Annotated in this window: 14 protein-coding genes and 1 pseudogene; 6 read left to right on the top strand and 9 right to left on the bottom strand. The window is 36.7% G+C overall.

Going from position 1 to position 16,098, the window contains the following annotated elements; translation table 11 throughout:
• The 3 genes from ACE1OF_RS00915 to ACE1OF_RS00905 all read right to left on the bottom strand — a co-directional run bounded on the left by ACE1OF_RS00915 (position 1) and on the right by ACE1OF_RS00905 (position 4,189).
• Positions 1-2,148, bottom strand: coding sequence for an NACHT domain-containing protein (locus ACE1OF_RS00915; RefSeq protein ID WP_448892006.1), 2,148 nt, complete (start codon positions 2,146-2,148; stop codon positions 1-3).
• 756 nt (positions 2,149-2,904) lie between these two features.
• Positions 2,905-3,552, bottom strand: coding sequence for an FMN-binding negative transcriptional regulator (locus ACE1OF_RS00910; protein ID WP_448892005.1), 648 nt, complete (start codon positions 3,550-3,552; stop codon positions 2,905-2,907).
• Between the two features lie 52 nt (positions 3,553-3,604).
• Positions 3,605-4,189 (bottom strand): GNAT family N-acetyltransferase, encoded by a 585-nt coding sequence (locus ACE1OF_RS00905; RefSeq protein ID WP_448892004.1) that lies wholly within the window; start codon positions 4,187-4,189, stop codon positions 3,605-3,607.
• A 100-nt stretch (positions 4,190-4,289) separates the two neighbouring features.
• Between ACE1OF_RS00905 and pdxR the strand changes: the two genes are divergently transcribed.
• Positions 4,290-5,768: a MocR-like pyridoxine biosynthesis transcription factor PdxR gene (pdxR, locus tag ACE1OF_RS00900; RefSeq protein WP_448892003.1), complete on the top strand. Its 1,479-nt coding sequence runs from the start codon at positions 4,290-4,292 to the stop codon at positions 5,766-5,768.
• A gap of 62 nt (positions 5,769-5,830) precedes the next feature.
• Positions 5,831-7,333, top strand: a complete 1,503-nt coding sequence (locus tag ACE1OF_RS00895; RefSeq protein ID WP_448892002.1) for an MFS transporter — start codon at positions 5,831-5,833, stop codon at positions 7,331-7,333.
• A 285-nt stretch (positions 7,334-7,618) separates the two neighbouring features.
• Here ACE1OF_RS00895 and ACE1OF_RS00890 read toward each other — a convergent pair whose 3' ends face one another.
• Both ACE1OF_RS00890 and ACE1OF_RS00885 read right to left on the bottom strand, forming a co-directional pair.
• Positions 7,619-7,810 carry a tyrosine-type recombinase/integrase gene (locus tag ACE1OF_RS00890; protein ID WP_448892095.1) on the bottom strand — a complete coding sequence of 64 codons (192 nt, stop codon included), beginning with the start codon at positions 7,808-7,810 and terminating at the stop codon, positions 7,619-7,621.
• A 35-nt stretch (positions 7,811-7,845) separates the two neighbouring features.
• Entirely contained in the window at positions 7,846-8,058 is a 213-nt protein-coding gene (locus tag ACE1OF_RS00885) for a phage integrase N-terminal SAM-like domain-containing protein (RefSeq protein WP_448892001.1), read from the bottom strand.
• 691 nt (positions 8,059-8,749) lie between these two features.
• On the opposite strand from ACE1OF_RS00885, the gene ACE1OF_RS00880 reads away from it, so the two are divergent.
• From ACE1OF_RS00880 to ACE1OF_RS00865, 4 genes are all read left to right on the top strand, one after another.
• Entirely contained in the window at positions 8,750-9,292 is a 543-nt protein-coding gene (locus tag ACE1OF_RS00880; protein WP_448891999.1) for a hypothetical protein, read from the top strand.
• Between the two features lie 66 nt (positions 9,293-9,358).
• Positions 9,359-10,123, top strand: a complete 765-nt coding sequence (locus tag ACE1OF_RS00875; RefSeq protein WP_448891997.1) for a DUF5677 domain-containing protein — start codon at positions 9,359-9,361, stop codon at positions 10,121-10,123.
• Positions 10,124-10,193: 70 nt separating this feature from the next.
• The gene (locus tag ACE1OF_RS00870) at positions 10,194-10,922 is read left to right on the top strand and encodes a hypothetical protein (protein ID WP_448891996.1); all 729 of its coding nucleotides are present in this window, start codon (positions 10,194-10,196) and stop codon (positions 10,920-10,922) included.
• Between the two features lie 251 nt (positions 10,923-11,173).
• Complete coding sequence (locus ACE1OF_RS00865) at positions 11,174-11,767, top strand: DUF6988 family protein (protein WP_448891994.1); 594 nt, start codon at positions 11,174-11,176, stop codon at positions 11,765-11,767.
• A gap of 157 nt (positions 11,768-11,924) precedes the next feature.
• Here ACE1OF_RS00865 and ACE1OF_RS00860 read toward each other — a convergent pair.
• The 4 genes and pseudogenes from ACE1OF_RS00860 to efp form a co-directional block, all read right to left on the bottom strand.
• Positions 11,925-12,275, bottom strand: a pseudogene (locus ACE1OF_RS00860) (substrate-binding domain-containing protein); the annotation flags it as partial.
• Positions 12,276-12,470: 195 nt separating this feature from the next.
• The gene (locus ACE1OF_RS00855) at positions 12,471-13,847 is read right to left on the bottom strand and encodes an ATP-binding protein (RefSeq protein ID WP_448891993.1); all 1,377 of its coding nucleotides are present in this window, start codon (positions 13,845-13,847) and stop codon (positions 12,471-12,473) included.
• A 462-nt stretch (positions 13,848-14,309) separates the two neighbouring features.
• Positions 14,310-15,332: a LacI family DNA-binding transcriptional regulator gene (locus tag ACE1OF_RS00850; RefSeq protein WP_448892093.1), complete on the bottom strand. Its 1,023-nt coding sequence runs from the start codon at positions 15,330-15,332 to the stop codon at positions 14,310-14,312.
• A 133-nt stretch (positions 15,333-15,465) separates the two neighbouring features.
• Positions 15,466-16,035 carry an elongation factor P gene (gene efp / locus ACE1OF_RS00845; protein WP_242287402.1) on the bottom strand — a complete coding sequence of 190 codons (570 nt, stop codon included), beginning with the start codon at positions 16,033-16,035 and terminating at the stop codon, positions 15,466-15,468.
• Positions 16,036-16,098: the final 63 nt, after the last annotated feature.

The following is a 16,098-nucleotide window of genomic DNA, read 5'->3' as shown; positions in this document are numbered from 1 at the left end:
CTAAACTCTCCCTAAAAGAACTTTGATGTCAGTTAATCTTGATTTATCTATTGCAATGTATTCACCGTCGGAGGCATTGGCTAAGTAATTGACTTTCTTTAATACTTTTATCTCTTTTGTTATCTCTCTCTTAGTATAGCCCTGTGCTTGTAACGATTTATAAATACTAGATAAAGGTATATGTAACCGATCAAAACTGTTTGATCCCACATTCCAGAATTTTTCAAATATACACTTCATCAATGGGTTTATGGCATCATCAGAATCATCATCACTTTGGTTTTCAATTGAATGGATAAAGTCATTATTGTCCACGCAGTTAAGAAAAATAAATAAATTACTATTTCTAAATTCACCAACCACAACACAGTCATAAAATTTACAGCTTATTAAAGTAATATTTTCAATATTATCTAAATAAAAAGTAACATTTGAAAAACTACAATTACTAAAAGAAATGTTGTTCACGCACACAGTATCGAATAAATCAATATTGTTGATATCGATAGAACTTATAGATGTATCGTTAAACTTATTACTCGCCACCCCACCAAGCATTTTTATTTCATATTTAAGACGATCAGATTCTGATAAAAATTCACTCATAGGTTTTAGCTTATTCCATAAAGCGAGCCTATTTTCTTCTGTTCTAGGCTCGTATGAAGACATTGCGGGCTCTACAAACCTTTCGTCACTAGCTATCCATTCGCTAGTAGATGTTAAAATATCCTGAGCGATATAATTTCCGAACACGAACTCATTGATAAATTCAATTCGTCCATCCCCTTGATTACTTCTATCAAAAAAAGCATGTGTGGCAAGAGTGTTTGCTAATGAATCTATGGTTGGACGATTCTTAGCTGAATATAACTTCCTAGTATCTTCAAGTAATAAGCCACATTCATTTTTAAAGAAATCAACAACTTTTTCTTTTTGATCAGATGTGTAATCTTTAGAGCACATATCACTAGCAAGCTTAGTTAACAACAATGATTGTTTTTCAGGAGGCATCAATAAATCTTGCCTATTCTGCTCGCGTTCAAGCATTGTAGAAAAGTAATGCTCGACTATTAAATTAGGTGTTATACAAAGATTAGAGAAACTATCATCAGTTAAAGATCTCAAATAGGCTAATAATACTGGATTTGAAAGTTTCTCGATTTTAATACCACAGTTGATTAGCTGTTCACGACGAGAAAAGCTTAACCAATCTTCAATACGGGGAGAATTTAAACGAAACCTTCTGAATTTAAACTTATCCTCATATTTCTCCACCCACTCATTGAAAACAGCTCCATCGAACATTGCAGAACGTCTAGAAGTGATAATTATTTTCGCATTACCGCTGAGCAAATCACTAATAGTTTCAAGCATCGGCTCAGCATTTTCATAATTATCTATATCATCTTTTGCTGCTGTATCGCTTAAAAGCTCATCAAAGCCATCAAGCACCATTATCACTCGACCATTTTTTAATTCATATTCCACCACATGAGACTTTACTTGATTAAAAGCACGATCAACTTCACGTACAAAAACATGACTAAAAATTTTAGCCTGTCGATCTCTAGAAAATTCAGTGAAAAAAGGTATTGGATATCCGTCTTTTTTAATTAAAGTTTTAATCAATTCATAAGAAGTACATGTTTTACCAAACCCTGCAGGAGCTTCAACAAGAATTAATTGGGCACCATCATCTCCAACGTTAGTTAATATGTCGGAGATTATATCTCCATCACATTTAATAGGACTGTTATGGGTATTATAAGGTGCGTTAATATAACTATATTCATTATCACCTTCAGGTAGTGACTTTAAAATACCACTAACGTATTCGTCATATTCACCTTGAATTCGTTCCTTCCAGCTAGATACATCAAAAAAACCTTCGAATAAACTTTTTTCAATTTCCTCAAAAGATTGATAAATTTTAGTTTTAACAGAAACCCCTAAACCCATTAAGCTATCAATTTTTTTATTTATAGCCTGCTTATCATCTGGATCATTACCTAACTGAACAACCTCAGCATTATGAAAAAAGCCTGATTTGAAAGTAAAAGTGAGGTAAGAGTTATTTGAATAATTCTTTTTGTATTCAAACCCATATTTCCTGTATTTTTCGATGATTTGTGACGATTCCAATGACATATTAATTCTCCATGTAGCGTAAGCTACTTTTTAGGTAAGAGGCTATGGGTTAAAGGCTCAGGAAATAACAAAGACAAGTCTCTTTTATTCATTTTACAACTAACTATGCCAACCATTGATATATGCACGACAAATTCCAATTCATGTTACCAGTTAACAGCTTTATTAAGCGGACGATTTTTCTTTTTTTTTAGAGGAATAAGTGTGTCGAAAGTAATTTTTTATCACATTAGGTTACTTTATAACTATTAAATTTTCAACGGCTTAAAAACTTTTGTAGAAAGGTGTATGTAGGAAGAAGGATGAAATTCTCTTTACAGGTGAGGATGAAAAAAACAATCAAAATTTCAATGTCAGAACAAAGAAATAACTTTATCAATTCATTAGGAAATGTATGGTAAATGTCTAAAGGATAATGTCTCCAAAGCGCACAAAGTGATCGTTAATATTTCAAACGTGAATGACCGCTAGGGTGGCAAACCAGTCTTTATGTAAACAAAATATTGCTGTGAAAATTAAACTGGCTGATGATGGAAATAATCAGCATTCTGCTGTTACCCTATGCTCAGTTAGTCTGGCTCAAACTTAAGCATTTTTGATCACTTCGTCGATGCTAGTTGGTGTCTCTACTTTTTGAATGAATTGCTGTAAATCAGTTAACTTGCTTAGCGCAGCATAAATCATTAAAAACTGGCGTAAAGAAATTTCGCCAGTGTTTTCAAACTTGCGAATATAATAGCAAAAAAAAGAACAACCTTAAAACGCTTCGCGGTCAGTAATATACATTTTCACCAAATCAGCCATGCTTAAGGCAATAGTTGTTTTCTCGTTGCTCAAGCCTGAAACAACTCCCTGTTTATTTATTTCTGGTTGGTTTTGACTTACTTTCCATTTTCCTGTTATTGACAAGATCTCAATTTCTAAACCGACAATGGCTGCTAACATGCGTTGAATATATTGCATTGGCGCATCTGTAATTGACCAAGGTTTGTCTTGGTTTTGTTCATGTTGAATCGTTAAGTGATTTAACATATCCAATTTAAATTCAGTATCAAATCGATAATGCAGCAGACCTTTTACATGCACAGCAACATAATTCCATGTCGGCACTGCTTTACCCTGTTCTTTTTTAGTTGGGTAATAGTTTGGCGAGATATAGCAATTAGGCCCATGAAAAACGAGCAATACCTCAGATTTATCTGTCAGGTTTTGCCATAATGGGTTTGCTTTTGCAATATGCCCCTGCAAGCTAAGTTTTCCTTTCGATTTGTTAAGGAAAAAAGGTATATGATTCACCTCTATTCCTGTTGCTGAATAGGCAATCAAACTTGCCAATGGGTACTTCACCATGAGTTCATGTAAAGCAACAGGATCATCTTGTTGAAAAGCTTTAGGCATATGCATTTTTCATCCCCTTTTATTTCGATTCTCTATTAAATTTGTCATAAACAAAGCATTACATTTTTGCTTCTAAACCGTTTTTAATTGCTAGCCATTCACTATTGATAATTGAAAAAATGGCAGTATTGCGAAAACTACCATCGGGCAAAATTCGCTGATGGCGTAAAATCCCTTCAAACGTGGCACCTAACCGACTAATAGCATTACGTGACTTTATATTATGTTCGTGTGTTTTAAACTGAACTCGAATAGCCTTTAGTTCATCAAAAGCATGCTTTAACAAGCAATACTTAGCATGAGTATTCACATAAGTACGTTGGTATTTAGGCGTGATAAAAGTAAAACCAATTTCTAACGTTCTATTTTCATGACTAATTTCACAATAGCGTGTGCTACCAACTAGCTCACCACTTTGATTATCAAAAATTGAAAAAACAACCTGCTCTCCTTGTTTAACCTTCTCAAGCGATTGTACCAACCAAGTTTCAGCTTGTGTTTTTGAAGTGCATTGATTTGGCAATGACCACTTCCATAGCTCAGGAAAAGCGCCCGCTTGATAAAAAGCATCAAGATGTTCTATTGATAACGGTTGTAACGTTATTTTATTTGTTGAAATGGTGACTGGTTTAGGTTCAAACATAAATAAACTCCTTAAAAATTTAGTTGATATTCTGCAATTTGTGGTATAAACACAACGACCAGTTTTAAATAAACACTTATACCAAAGACGGATTTTTCTATTGAAAACGCTTAACCTAACGTTAGATAACTCAACTAAAAAACTGTATTTGCAGATAGCCTTCGCTATTCGATATGCCATTGAAAGTGGTAATGTTGTTTCATCTGAAAAGCTACCCTCAGCGCGAGTACTTGCTGAGCAGTTAGCTGTTAACCGCCATACTGTTATGGCCGCTTATCATGAGTTAGTTGCACAAGGTTGGGTTGAGGCTCGACATAGACAGGGCTACAGTGTCGCTGCAATACTGCCTATATTTTCCACAAAAAATGTCGATAAGAACCTCAAGAATAATCAAAAGAATGTAGTACAAAGGCACACTTGGCGACTAGCAAAAAGCAATGACAACAAGGCTATGCCAACAGCAAGTGGCTACGAATTTAATTTTGCAGGCGGTAATCCAGATATTAATTTATTTCCATTCAATGAATTCAGAGGTTTTATGAATCAAGCCTTAAATCGGCCCGATATTAAGGAGTTGAATTATGGTCATAACAACGGGTTTTCACCATTTATTCATGAAGTGAGTAAATATTTACGTAGGGTACGATCAATCACCAACAAAAAAATTATTGTCGTCAATGGTACTCAGGAAGCCTTATATATTATCGCTCAAGTTTTAATAAAAACGGGTGATAAAATAGCGGTAGAGAGCTTAGGTTATCAACCAGCTTGGAACGCATTTAACAATGCAGGAGCTGAGTTAATTGCGGTGAAACAAACGGATCACGGTATTGATATTAATCATCTTGAGCAGTTGATTAAAACACAAAAAATTCGCTTACTCTACCTAACACCATTACATCAATACCCTACCACCACAACGCTTGCAATGAGCCAGCGTAAAAAAATATATCAATTAGCACAACAGTATAACTTTCCTATTATTGAAGATGACTATGACCACGAATTTCACTATAACAGCCAACCACTAGCGCCTATGGCCGCCAATGATCCGTCTGGTTTAGTTATTTATCTTTCTAGTTTTTCAAAAATTATGTTCCCTGGAATTCGCTTAGGGCTTATTGCTGTGGATAAATCACTTGTTCTCCCCATTGTAAATTATCGCGCCTTACTCAATCACAAAGTCAATGTACCGCTTCAAGATGCTGTAGCGCGCTGGATGAAAGATGGTGGTTTTGAGCGCCATTTACGGAAAGTTACCCGACATTATCAAAAAAGGCGGCAATACATGATTGAATTGCTCAGCCAATTTATTGAGGATGGACTAGAGATTGAATTTTCCATTCCTGCTGGTGGTATGGCGCTGTGGGTAAATATTGGTGATAAGGCACAAAAAATAGCAGAAGTTGCAAGACAACAAGGCATATTTATATTAGCAGAACATGCCTTTCATTTAGATCAAAACAACGATCAAGATAAATACATTCGCTTAGGTTTTGCCGGACAAAACGAACAACAACTAAAACAAGGTTTATTACGATTGAAATCAATATTGATTGAATACGTATGTAAGAGATAGCTGTCAATGATGATAATGAGTATATTGTTCGCATTACAATAATTAATATAAGCGTCTGATACATGACCACATCTAACCACATGAAGAGCTTGAATACTCCCCAACAAAAACCTCGCCTCAGCTTTTGGCAAATTTGGAATGTTAGTTTTGGCTTTTTAGGCGTGCAATTTGGCTTTGCGCTACAAAATGCTAACGCCAGCCGCATACTTTCTGACTTAGGTGCTGACCTACACTCACTATCTTTGTTTTGGTTAGTTGCCCCTATTATGGGCTTAATTATTCAACCTTTGGTTGGCTCAGCCTCTGATCGAACCTGGAATCGCTTAGGGCGTAGAAATCCCTATATACTAGCAGGTGGCTTTGCCGCGGCTATTGGTATGTTATTAATGCCAAATTCATCTACCTTAACGAGCTTTATCACCCCATTATTTTTCGGCGCCATGATGTTAGCACTAATGGATGCATCGTTTAATTTAGCATTCCAGCCATTTCGCGCTTTAGTGTCTGATATGGTACCACCAGAGCAGCGTAACCTTGGTTATTCGGTACAATCATTTCTAATCAACATTGGTGCCGTTTTCGGGTCTATTTTGCCTTTTTTATTAACCAATGTCATTGGTTTAGAAAACTCAGCTAGCGCAGGTTCAGTTGCCCCCTCTGTTATTTGGGCATTTTATATTGGTGCTTCAGTGATGTTAGGCTCAGTTCTATGGACGGTATTTAGAACCAAAGAATACGCCCCTGGCACCAATGGTTTAGCCGAATTAGAAACGACTGAAAAGAAAAGCTCACTCTACGAAAAATTATCAACCTTTTTTGGTTTAATGAAAACTATGCCAAGCACCATGAAGCAATTAGCCTTAGTGCAATTTTTTTCATGGTTTGCTTTATTTATTATGTGGGTGTATACCATGCCAGCTATCGCACAACATATTTGGGATTTAGATGCTAAATGGTTTGATCCTCACTATTTAGAGTCTATCGGTACAATTCCCGAAGATATCGCTAAAATAAAAGGCACAGCAGGTGATTGGGTAGGTATTATTTTTGCCGCATATTCCTTATTTGCCGCATTTGCCTCATTATTTATGGCAAAAGTCGCTGACAAAATAGGTCGAAAACTCACTTATGCTTTATCGTTACTGGCTGGAGGCATTGGCTATTTAAGTATCATGCTAATGCAGAATCCTGAATTAACCATGGTAAATTTAGGTATTACTCAAATTGAAGTACCACAAGGTGCAGTCTCTTTAATTATTTCGATGGTTGGTATTGGTATCGCTTGGGCTGCCATATTAGCTATGCCTTACGCTATTTTGGCTGGCTCATTGCCAGTTAAGCAAACAGGTGTCTACATGGGCATTTTCAACTTTACTATTGCCGCACCACAAATTGTTTCAGGCATTTTTGCTGGTTGGATTTTAACCGCTGTATTTGATAATCAAGCAATCTACATCATTATGTTAGCTGGTGGTTCAATGATCTTAGCAGCACTTTCAGTGTTTTTTGTTAAAGATGGTACAGCAGAGAAAGTAGCCACTTGCAGTGAGGAAGTTGTTGCCTAACGGCAATGTCATTGCTTTGATTAAACACGCTTAGTTTTTAAAGTTTTAGTGAATATTTTAACTTTCATATTTGATAGATACCCCAAACTTGATTAGTAATATCACCTTACTAAGCTGATACAAAGAGTACAAGAAAATAGAGAAAAGTATGGAATTAAATGACTTAGTATTTGAAAATGATTTTAATATAGTGAAAATAGTTCATCGGCTTATTTTTAGTTGTATTAATATGACTTCAAAGTGCGCATTGCTGACATTAACAATAAACTTTTTGCCATATTTTTTCTAATGCTTAAGTCTATCAATAGAGCTTAAAATTCCAGAAGAATGTTGACCTATAACATGAGTATAAATTTGAGTCGTTTTAACATCGTTGTACCCTAGTAGCTCCTGTACTGTTCTTATGTCGGCACTATTTAATAGTAATTGCGTGGCAAAGCTGTGCCTAAAAGTATGAGCAGTAACGCGTTTATGAATATTTGTTTTTATTAATACTTTTCTAAGGGCTTTGCTTAGCGCTGTCCAATATAGATGATGACGATATCAACGGTAAGATGAGTCAAAAAGTTACTAACTTCCTCTTCTCCCATATCCTTAGGGTGACGCTTTTGATTAAATAGAATAAAGCGCTTTATCCATACTAAATAGGTTTTTTCAGTTTGTATGCTGTAATGCATCGTACGAATAATATGACGTATGCTTTCTAAAAAAGGAGATGGAGACATAATTAAACATCTTTATAAAAATATATTACTGAGCCGGCTCAGTAATATATTAAAAATGGCAAACATCACTCAATATAACTGCCTATCTATCTGAATTTGCGTTGATTTGTAGTTTTTATAAAGTACAGATGTTACTGAGCCGGCTTAGTAATATCTGTACTTCGATTTATATTGTATTTTTATTGTTTCTAATCCGTTGAAGTTATGAGATATTATTGCGAATTAAATAAGAATTATGAAACGGACATTACTGAGCCGTATACATAATAAGCTGTTATTTGCACATGGAAGCCGCTCTTTGGCGTACATGTACTGTATAAGATTACAGTATATGTAACCCCGTTTTAGCGCCAACAAAATCTAAGAAATGAACTTGACTAGTACTATACTCAACGTCACTTCCTTAAGTTAGGTTTGGGCAACATAAGCGGGGCCATGCTTAATGATTGACCCAAACCTAACTTAAGGATGATGAAGTCCTATCAAGTGCTGAATTTTCGCCGCTTCCATTGGTTCGCAACTTGGGTTATATTTATTTATCAAATTGTTATGGATAACCACGTAAGGTCTCAGGTTGCCAAATAACAAGCGATTGAATAGGGACGATTTCGCGTTTATTTCCTCGTTCCTCGTCATTTTAACAAACGCGAAATAGCCCATTAATGGGCCGTTATACCACTAGGGAAAGTTTGTGCGTGATCAACTAAAAAATTTAACGGAAAAAGATTATTGGGTTTACGGAGTCACCGAGTCTGACTTTGATCACGCTATAACTATCGTTCGTGAAATGATTGATGCTCGTACTGAACAGTATAAAACGGAGGAAGCTCGAGTAAGGGCAGAGAGTCCAGATGTTGCTGATGACATACTTGATGATGTCGCATACTACAGATACACTGATAATCAGTATCTTTGGCAATTTTCACTCTGGAGGCTCCAAGGGCTTATTGAAGCCGTAATTGCTCATCAGCTAGTCGAAACTTCTAGCACTAAGAAACTTTTTGGCCTCAAAGCAAAATTAGAGGCATTGCAGGGCTTCGGATATAGCATTGAACAACAAGAAATAGATGAGCTTTTACTCTGGGCCAATTTAAGAAACGCCTTGTCTCACGCACCACCGGAGCAGTACAGACCAGCTCCTTTACGCGAAGAAGACATCGTTGAATATCACGCATTTGTAAAAGGGTTGTACCTTCGGTGGCAAAAAGAGAAAGCCAGTGCAAGCGTGGTATAAAAATTAATATACGGTCCGCAGGGTCCGTACTATTCAGCTGTTATACATAAAAAGAGTCACGAAGAAATGGAATATTCTGAAGAGTACAAAGCATCCATAAAAGCACTTGAAGCCAAGATAAAAGAGTGTGCCGAGACCTCTCATAAATACGAAGGAATACCAGCTCCTGAAGGTCTACATTTTTATGCGTCTGTTTTGTTTACAAGGATGGTTACGATAAGCATGAGCATTCTCAGACTGGCTAATGGAAACAGTTATGGCGCATATACCATTGAGCACTGGGATTACGCATCAGCGGCATCACTAACCCGTAATCTAATTGATTGTCTTAATACATTCCTGTATCTCTGTGAAAAAGGTCTGGCCAAAGAAGAATGGGAGTGTCGCTGGAACATCTTCAACCTACACGATGCCATCACGCGCAAAAAGGTATTCGAGTTTCGTGGGTCCAGTCAGGATGCATCGGATGCAGCGGCACATGCAGAAGAAGTTAAGAACAGATTAAACTCCAATAGCTATTTCACTTCACTATCAGAAAAACAGCAGAAACATTATCTAAAAGGAGCTGATCCATTTCTTCTATCTAAAGAAGAAATAGTTCAAAGGGGCGGTGGAGACACCCAAGATTTTTTAGGCTTGTACAAATTCCTATCTGTACAAGCTCATAGCTACCCAATGAATTTCTACAAAATGGGCGACGAAGAGAGAGGAAGAGGAGTTCATAGTGAAGTAGAGGAAGAATACACAACCCTATGTTTAGAATTAACAAATAGCCATCTTGAAGCAGCTCGCATAAAGTACAATGAAGTTTGGCGCCATGAAAATGTATAACAAGGCAAGCCACGGCGACACTTCGTGCGCGTGCTTTAAACGTTATAAGGCTTAATCAATATGAGTGCATATGAATAACTCAGAAAATTTCAAAATATTTTGGTGGTTAGTTCTCGTTGTTGTCATAGGTTTTTTCCTATTTGGTCGGTATGACGAATTAATTAAAGGGAATCCATCTTATTTCGATACAATAATATTTATTATTTGGATCGGTGTTTGTCTCGCCCCCATATTTCAAGAAATGAACCTTTTTGGCGTCAAACTCAAACAAGATATTCAAGATTTGAAGAAAGATCTAACTCATCAAATAGCTATTTTAAAAACAGAAATTACTTCTTCAATTGAAGTATCCTCAGCCAATAACAATCAAATCTATGTAAATACCAATCAGGAGCCTCCCAAAGATTCAGAAATACCTGATTTAAGTGCTCAAATACAAGATGCAATTGAAAAACTAGGAATAAAGGTAGAAGAAACTGAGCCTCTGAAGCCGGATGCCCCAAGATCAATTGAGACAGAGATGTTCGAGGTGAGGTTATCATTTGAAAAGTTGCTACGTAGATATTCTATTGCAATAGGAAAAGATGGCAGGAAAACATCAGTTGGTAAAATGCTACACAACCTTAGAAATATTGATGTATTACCAAAAGAAATTGTAGTCGGCTCTCAAGAGGTTATATCCATTTGCAACTATGCCGTGCATGGAGAAGAGCTAACGGGTGACCAAATATATTTCGTACGAAAATCAGCACCTGGCTTACTAAAAGCATTGGAGGCAAGCCTTCGAGTCGCCTTATAAGGCGTTAAAGCAGGACAAATAACAGTTGGCTTTTGCTCCTGCGTCGCTTATTTTAGCCAACATATTATTTGCCTCTTAACGAGGCGTTGAGGCTGTAGAATAACTAACTCAGTCAAAACGACGAGTTTTTTAGCTCCTGTATCAGGCTGTAGAGTGTTAACGCGATATAGGTAATGGATTTAGTACCCCTATTTTATGGGGAAATTTATAATAAACGAGTTATTCTACAAACTCGTTAGGTTGACAATACCATGACTATAGATCGGCAACTTGGCTACTCGAAGTATGTGATGAAGTGGGTTCATGAAAACACAAATGAATTAAGTATCAAACGTGAGATGAAATTGTATGGTGTCTCGCTGCTTCAGCATTCTCTTGATATCGGTGACGCTATAATCATATTGGTAGAGTCCAACCTTCCAGGTCCTTCGTTATCACTATGCAGACCACTTCTAGAGTCTTACGTTCGAGGAGTTTGGCTGTTGGAGGTCGCAACAGAAAGTGAAATACAAAAGTTTATTGGCGGAAAATGTCCTAATTTCCCCACACTGGTTAGCGCTATTGAAAGTTCAGGTGATCCTGCCGGAAAATGGATCAAAGAAACTGTTGATCTTAATCTGAAATCTTTTCATGATTTAACACATGGAGGGATAGAGCAAGTAGCTCGTAGATTCTCAGAAGATGCTATAGAACCAACATACCCTGATGATGAAGTCAGTAACGTTTTGGCTCTTGCATCAGATATACAAATGGCAGTTTCTGCTCGTCTTTTGGAGTTGGCAAACGATACAAAAGCCTTAATGGATCTAGTAGAGTTACAAAGAAGCAATAAACTAGCAACCTAACAAGAGACTATGGTTAGTTATCAATACAAAACCTAATCCGAATCAATTCTTGACGACTAACAGCTAATGTCCGCAATGTGGCAAAAGTTTGTGTTCTGAGAAAGATTAGAGCAACAAGCTGCTTTCAAGTTGCTCAAATGAATAAAGTCTAACTTAATCAACTACCACATGATTTTCGAACAATAACGCTAGGTTCAATTAAGGTAGTACTGATGTCATGACCACTTATTGAAGATAGTAAGGTGTTTACTAGCAGCTCGCCTGCCAATTGAGTATCTTGCTTAACCGTTGTTAACGGTGGAAATGTAAAGCTGGCAATGGCGATATCATCAAACCCAACCACCGCAACTTGGTCTGGTATGGTAATATTATGTTCTTTTAACGCACGCATTGCGCCTATAGCAATCAAATCACACGCGGCACAAATAGCATCAAATTTTTCACCACTGTTTATTAATTCACTCGCGGCCTTGTAACCAGCTTCTTCAGTATACAGAGCGTTAAACTGCATGATCACTTTATGAGTCAAGCTTACGTTAGCGTTTGTTTCACTCTTTGACCTTATGGGCATGGTTGGAAGCACAAACTATTGCCATGAAGACGATGGATTTAGATACTAAAAATCAGCTCTAGAAGAGGCTGTTCATGCCTGATGCGTCGTTCATATGTATTACGGGGAGCAATGTTCCCAAGGGGCTTTCCTTTAACTAGCTTTACTCTCAATGAAATGCTCCAACATATAAAGTGGAATGCTCATAACTGTTGCTTGGTATTCTTCATCATTATTTTTAGTGATACTCCAAGTTTCTATTTCAGTATTGCCAGAGTAACAACGAAGTGATGTTTTGAATACTTTCTCTTCTAGTAATAATTTTAATGATTTTAGTTTGTTAGATTTCCCAGATTTACATTCTATCGGATAGATTTCGCTACCAACTTCAGTAATGAAGTCAACTTCTGCTGTTGATCCTTTCTTTTGCCTTTCCCAATGATAGATTGCCTTCGCTTTATAAAAGGGAGGAATAGAGGCGAGTGTTTGAGCCACATATTGTTCTGCGATAGCGCCATTAGCCATGTCGTTAATATCGATATTTGAATAAATTGACATCGGGCTTATCCCCATAAATGAGTAACAAAGTCCAAGATCGAGGCCAAACAGCTTATAGTTTTTAGGGTTAACACCATTAAGTAAAGGTGTTTTGTTTTCACTAGTGTGAATACTACGCCTAATTACTTTGGCACTTGCAAGAATATCAATGTGTTTTTTAACTTTTTCAATTTTATACCCTGGAGCTATTTTGTTGTACTGTAGCCCTTTAGAAGGGTTACTCATAACCACTGTAAGTATTCTTTCTAGTAGTTCCGTGTCGTACTTTGTATCAGATAGGCTGGAGTATTTAGGTAAATCTTCAATGTACCCAGTAATTATGTCGTTTTTTATCGCATCTAAACGCAAAGGCCCTTCTTTATTTATACTAGCTTGAACCGCGGCAGGCATTCCACCGCATACGAGATATTCTTTAAAGATATTTGAAAGGATTGTGTGAAGTCCTTCGCTTACTGGTTTTGTTGGAGATAGTTCTTTTAGTTTGTCATAAGCAAGTTTATTGGCTGCCAATAAATATTCTTCAAAAGTCATCGGGTTTAGATAACTATATTCTATTCGACCTGTTGGGCCTTGTTGTCTGTTTTTATTGTTAATTTCGAACTCTAAAAGTGATCCTGCCGAAATCACTTTAAAATCAGGGGCTTTTTCTTTGAAGTAACGTAAGTATGAATAAAGATTCGGTAGCTCCTGTATTTCATCAAAAAAAAATACTACGTTTTTCGGGTCGACGTTAACACCATGTTCTAACATAATATGTTCAAGGATTTCCTTAGCCTTTTCTTTGTGTTCAAGCATATGTGTAAAGCTCTGAGATTCTTCCATGTTGATCTCTATAAGATGCAGTTCCAATTTTTCAGCTAATTTCCGAATTAGGGTTGTTTTTCCGACTTGTCTTGCTCCTCTAAGAACCATAACCCCTCTTGAGTCTCGTTCAGCCCATTCAATTAACTTTTCTAAACACTTTCTGTACATCGCGCTACCCAAGACCAATCAATATTGTATTTTAATTGGTATATAGTAAATAAGTAGGGGTAAAAAAACAACACAAAGGTAAAAAAGAATGGGTATTAACTACCGTAAAAAGGTAAAAAGTAAGGGTTAACGTACTGCTAAAAGTTAAAATTAAGGAGGGCATCGATTACAAACTATTACAGTAATTTATTTAATTCTCTGTAATCTAAAGTGGCGAGTTATATAATTTGCAGTAACTGTTTTTAGGGTATTGATATATGGATTTAAAAGTAATTATTTTGCCTTTTTTAAGTTTGAAAAATAAATTATAAGAATTTAAAGCGTTATCCATACAAAGTCTAATCCAAATAAGCTAAATGGTGTCGAGGCCTAAGGTCTCTTTTGTAGCAAAGTTTGTGTTCTGAGAAAGATTAGAGCAACAAGCTGCTTTCAAGTTGCTCAAATGAATAAAGTCTAACTTAATCAGCTACCACATGATTTTCGAACAATAACGCTAGGTTCAATTAAGGTAGTACTGATGTCATGACCACTTATTGATGATAGTAAGGTATTTACTAACAGCTCGCCTGCCAATTGAGTATCTTGCTTAACCGTTGTTAACGGCGGAAATGTAAAGCTGGCAATGGCGATATCATCAAACCCAACCACCGCAACTTGGTCTGGTATGGTAATATTATGTTCTTTTAACGCCCGCATTGCGCCTATAGCAATCAAATCACACGCCGCACAAATAGCATCAAATTTTTCACCACTGTTGATTAATTCACACGCGGCTTTGTAACCAGCTTCTTCAGTATACAGAGCGTTAAACTGCATTTTACTATTAACCACTAAACCGTGATCTTTCAGTGCCTGACAATGGCCTTTATAGCGATCATAAAATTCAGGTGCATGGCTAGAGGCGCTCCCTAAAAAAGCAAAGTGTTTTCGCCCTTGCTTAATTACATGCTCAGTGATTTCTTGTCCGCCACGAAAGTTATCGCAACCTATAGAGACTATAGGTAATTCTTTAACTTCAGCTCCCCAACGAACAAAATGCGTTCCTTGCTCACTTAATTGAATCAGTTTTTCTTCAAAATCAACATAATCACCATAACCCAATAAAATTAGACCGTCGGCTTTATTACTGTCTTCAAAATCAGCATGCCAATCATTACTCGCTTGTTGAAATGATACTAATAAATCATAGCCTTTTTGTGCGCAAGCTCGGGTAATACTGCCTAACATGGAAAGAAAAAAAGGATTGATGGCTGAATCATCATTGGTGGGGTCTTCAAAAAGTAGCAAAGCAATGGTATCACAATGCTTCGAACGCAAATTACTGGCGTTTTTGTCGACTTTGTAATTTAATTCTTTGGCAATTGCTTGTATTTTGAGTCGCGTTTCTTCGTTCACTAAAGGACTATTTCGCAAAGCCCTAGACACCGTCGACTGAGAAACCCCAGCCTGAAAGGCAATATCAAAAGAAGTCGCTTTTTCTTTCACTTGGCTACTCGCTAATATTTGATAAAAAAACAAAGATAACAAGAATATACCTGAGCAGGCGACAAAAGTATAGATAGCAAAAAGGCTCAAATAAATGCTATTTGAGCCTTTTGGGGTAAATTAAATTTACGGTTTACTTGGAAGCGCGTGAAACGTATTCACCAGATCGTGTATCGATTTTCACTTTTTCACCAATTTGTACAAACAAAGGTACACGAACTACGGCACCCGTAGCTAACGTAGCAGGTTTACCACCAGTACCCGCAGTATCACCTTTTAAACCAGGGTCAGTTTCTGTGATGTCGATTTCAACAAAGTTTGGCGGTGTTACAGAAATAGGGGAATTATTCCATAAGGTGATCGTACAAATGTCCCCTTCTACTAACCACTTTTCGCTATCAGCAACGGCTTTATCATCGGCAGCTATTTGTTCAAACGTTTCATTATTCATAAAGTGCCAAAACTCACCATCGGCATATAAATACGCTAACTCTATATCCATTACATCAGCACCTTCAACAGACTCACCTGATTTAAAGGTTTTCTCTAATACCTTCCCTGAAACTAATTTACGAATTTTAACACGGTTAAAAGCCTGACCTTTACCCGGTTTTACTAATTCGTTTTCAAGGATATTACATGGTTCGTCATCAAGCATGATTTTAAGTCCAGCTTTAAACTGGTTAGTACTGAAATTAGCCATAAGTGCGCTCTTTAATTAATTGTCTATTACCATTAAAATAACAATATCTATGGTAAGAACATA

Source organism: Colwellia sp. E150_009 (assembly GCF_053543955.1).
Note: the sequence above shows the minus strand (reverse complement) of the source record. Positions and strands in the feature narration are given on the sequence as shown.

Bases quoted from the DNA above. Each gene is read 5' to 3' on its own strand.
- ACE1OF_RS00865 (WP_448891994.1), top strand. From the start codon at position 11,174: ATGACTATAGATCGGCAACTTGGCTACTCGAAGTATGTGATGAAGTGG.
- ACE1OF_RS00905 (WP_448892004.1), bottom strand. From the start codon at position 4,189: ATGTTTGAACCTAAACCAGTCACCATTTCAACAAATAAAATAACGTTA.
- ACE1OF_RS00910 (WP_448892005.1), bottom strand. From the start codon at position 3,552: ATGCATATGCCTAAAGCTTTTCAACAAGATGATCCTGTTGCTTTACAT.
- ACE1OF_RS00915 (WP_448892006.1), bottom strand. From the start codon at position 2,148: ATGTCATTGGAATCGTCACAAATCATCGAAAAATACAGGAAATATGGG.
- efp (WP_242287402.1), bottom strand. From the start codon at position 16,035: ATGGCTAATTTCAGTACTAACCAGTTTAAAGCTGGACTTAAAATCATG.
- ACE1OF_RS00885 (WP_448892001.1), bottom strand. From the start codon at position 8,058: ATGTCTCCATCTCCTTTTTTAGAAAGCATACGTCATATTATTCGTACG.
- ACE1OF_RS00870 (WP_448891996.1), top strand. From the start codon at position 10,194: ATGAATAACTCAGAAAATTTCAAAATATTTTGGTGGTTAGTTCTCGTT.
- ACE1OF_RS00855 (WP_448891993.1), bottom strand. From the start codon at position 13,847: ATGTACAGAAAGTGTTTAGAAAAGTTAATTGAATGGGCTGAACGAGAC.
- ACE1OF_RS00875 (WP_448891997.1), top strand. From the start codon at position 9,359: ATGGAATATTCTGAAGAGTACAAAGCATCCATAAAAGCACTTGAAGCC.
- ACE1OF_RS00895 (WP_448892002.1), top strand. From the start codon at position 5,831: ATGACCACATCTAACCACATGAAGAGCTTGAATACTCCCCAACAAAAA.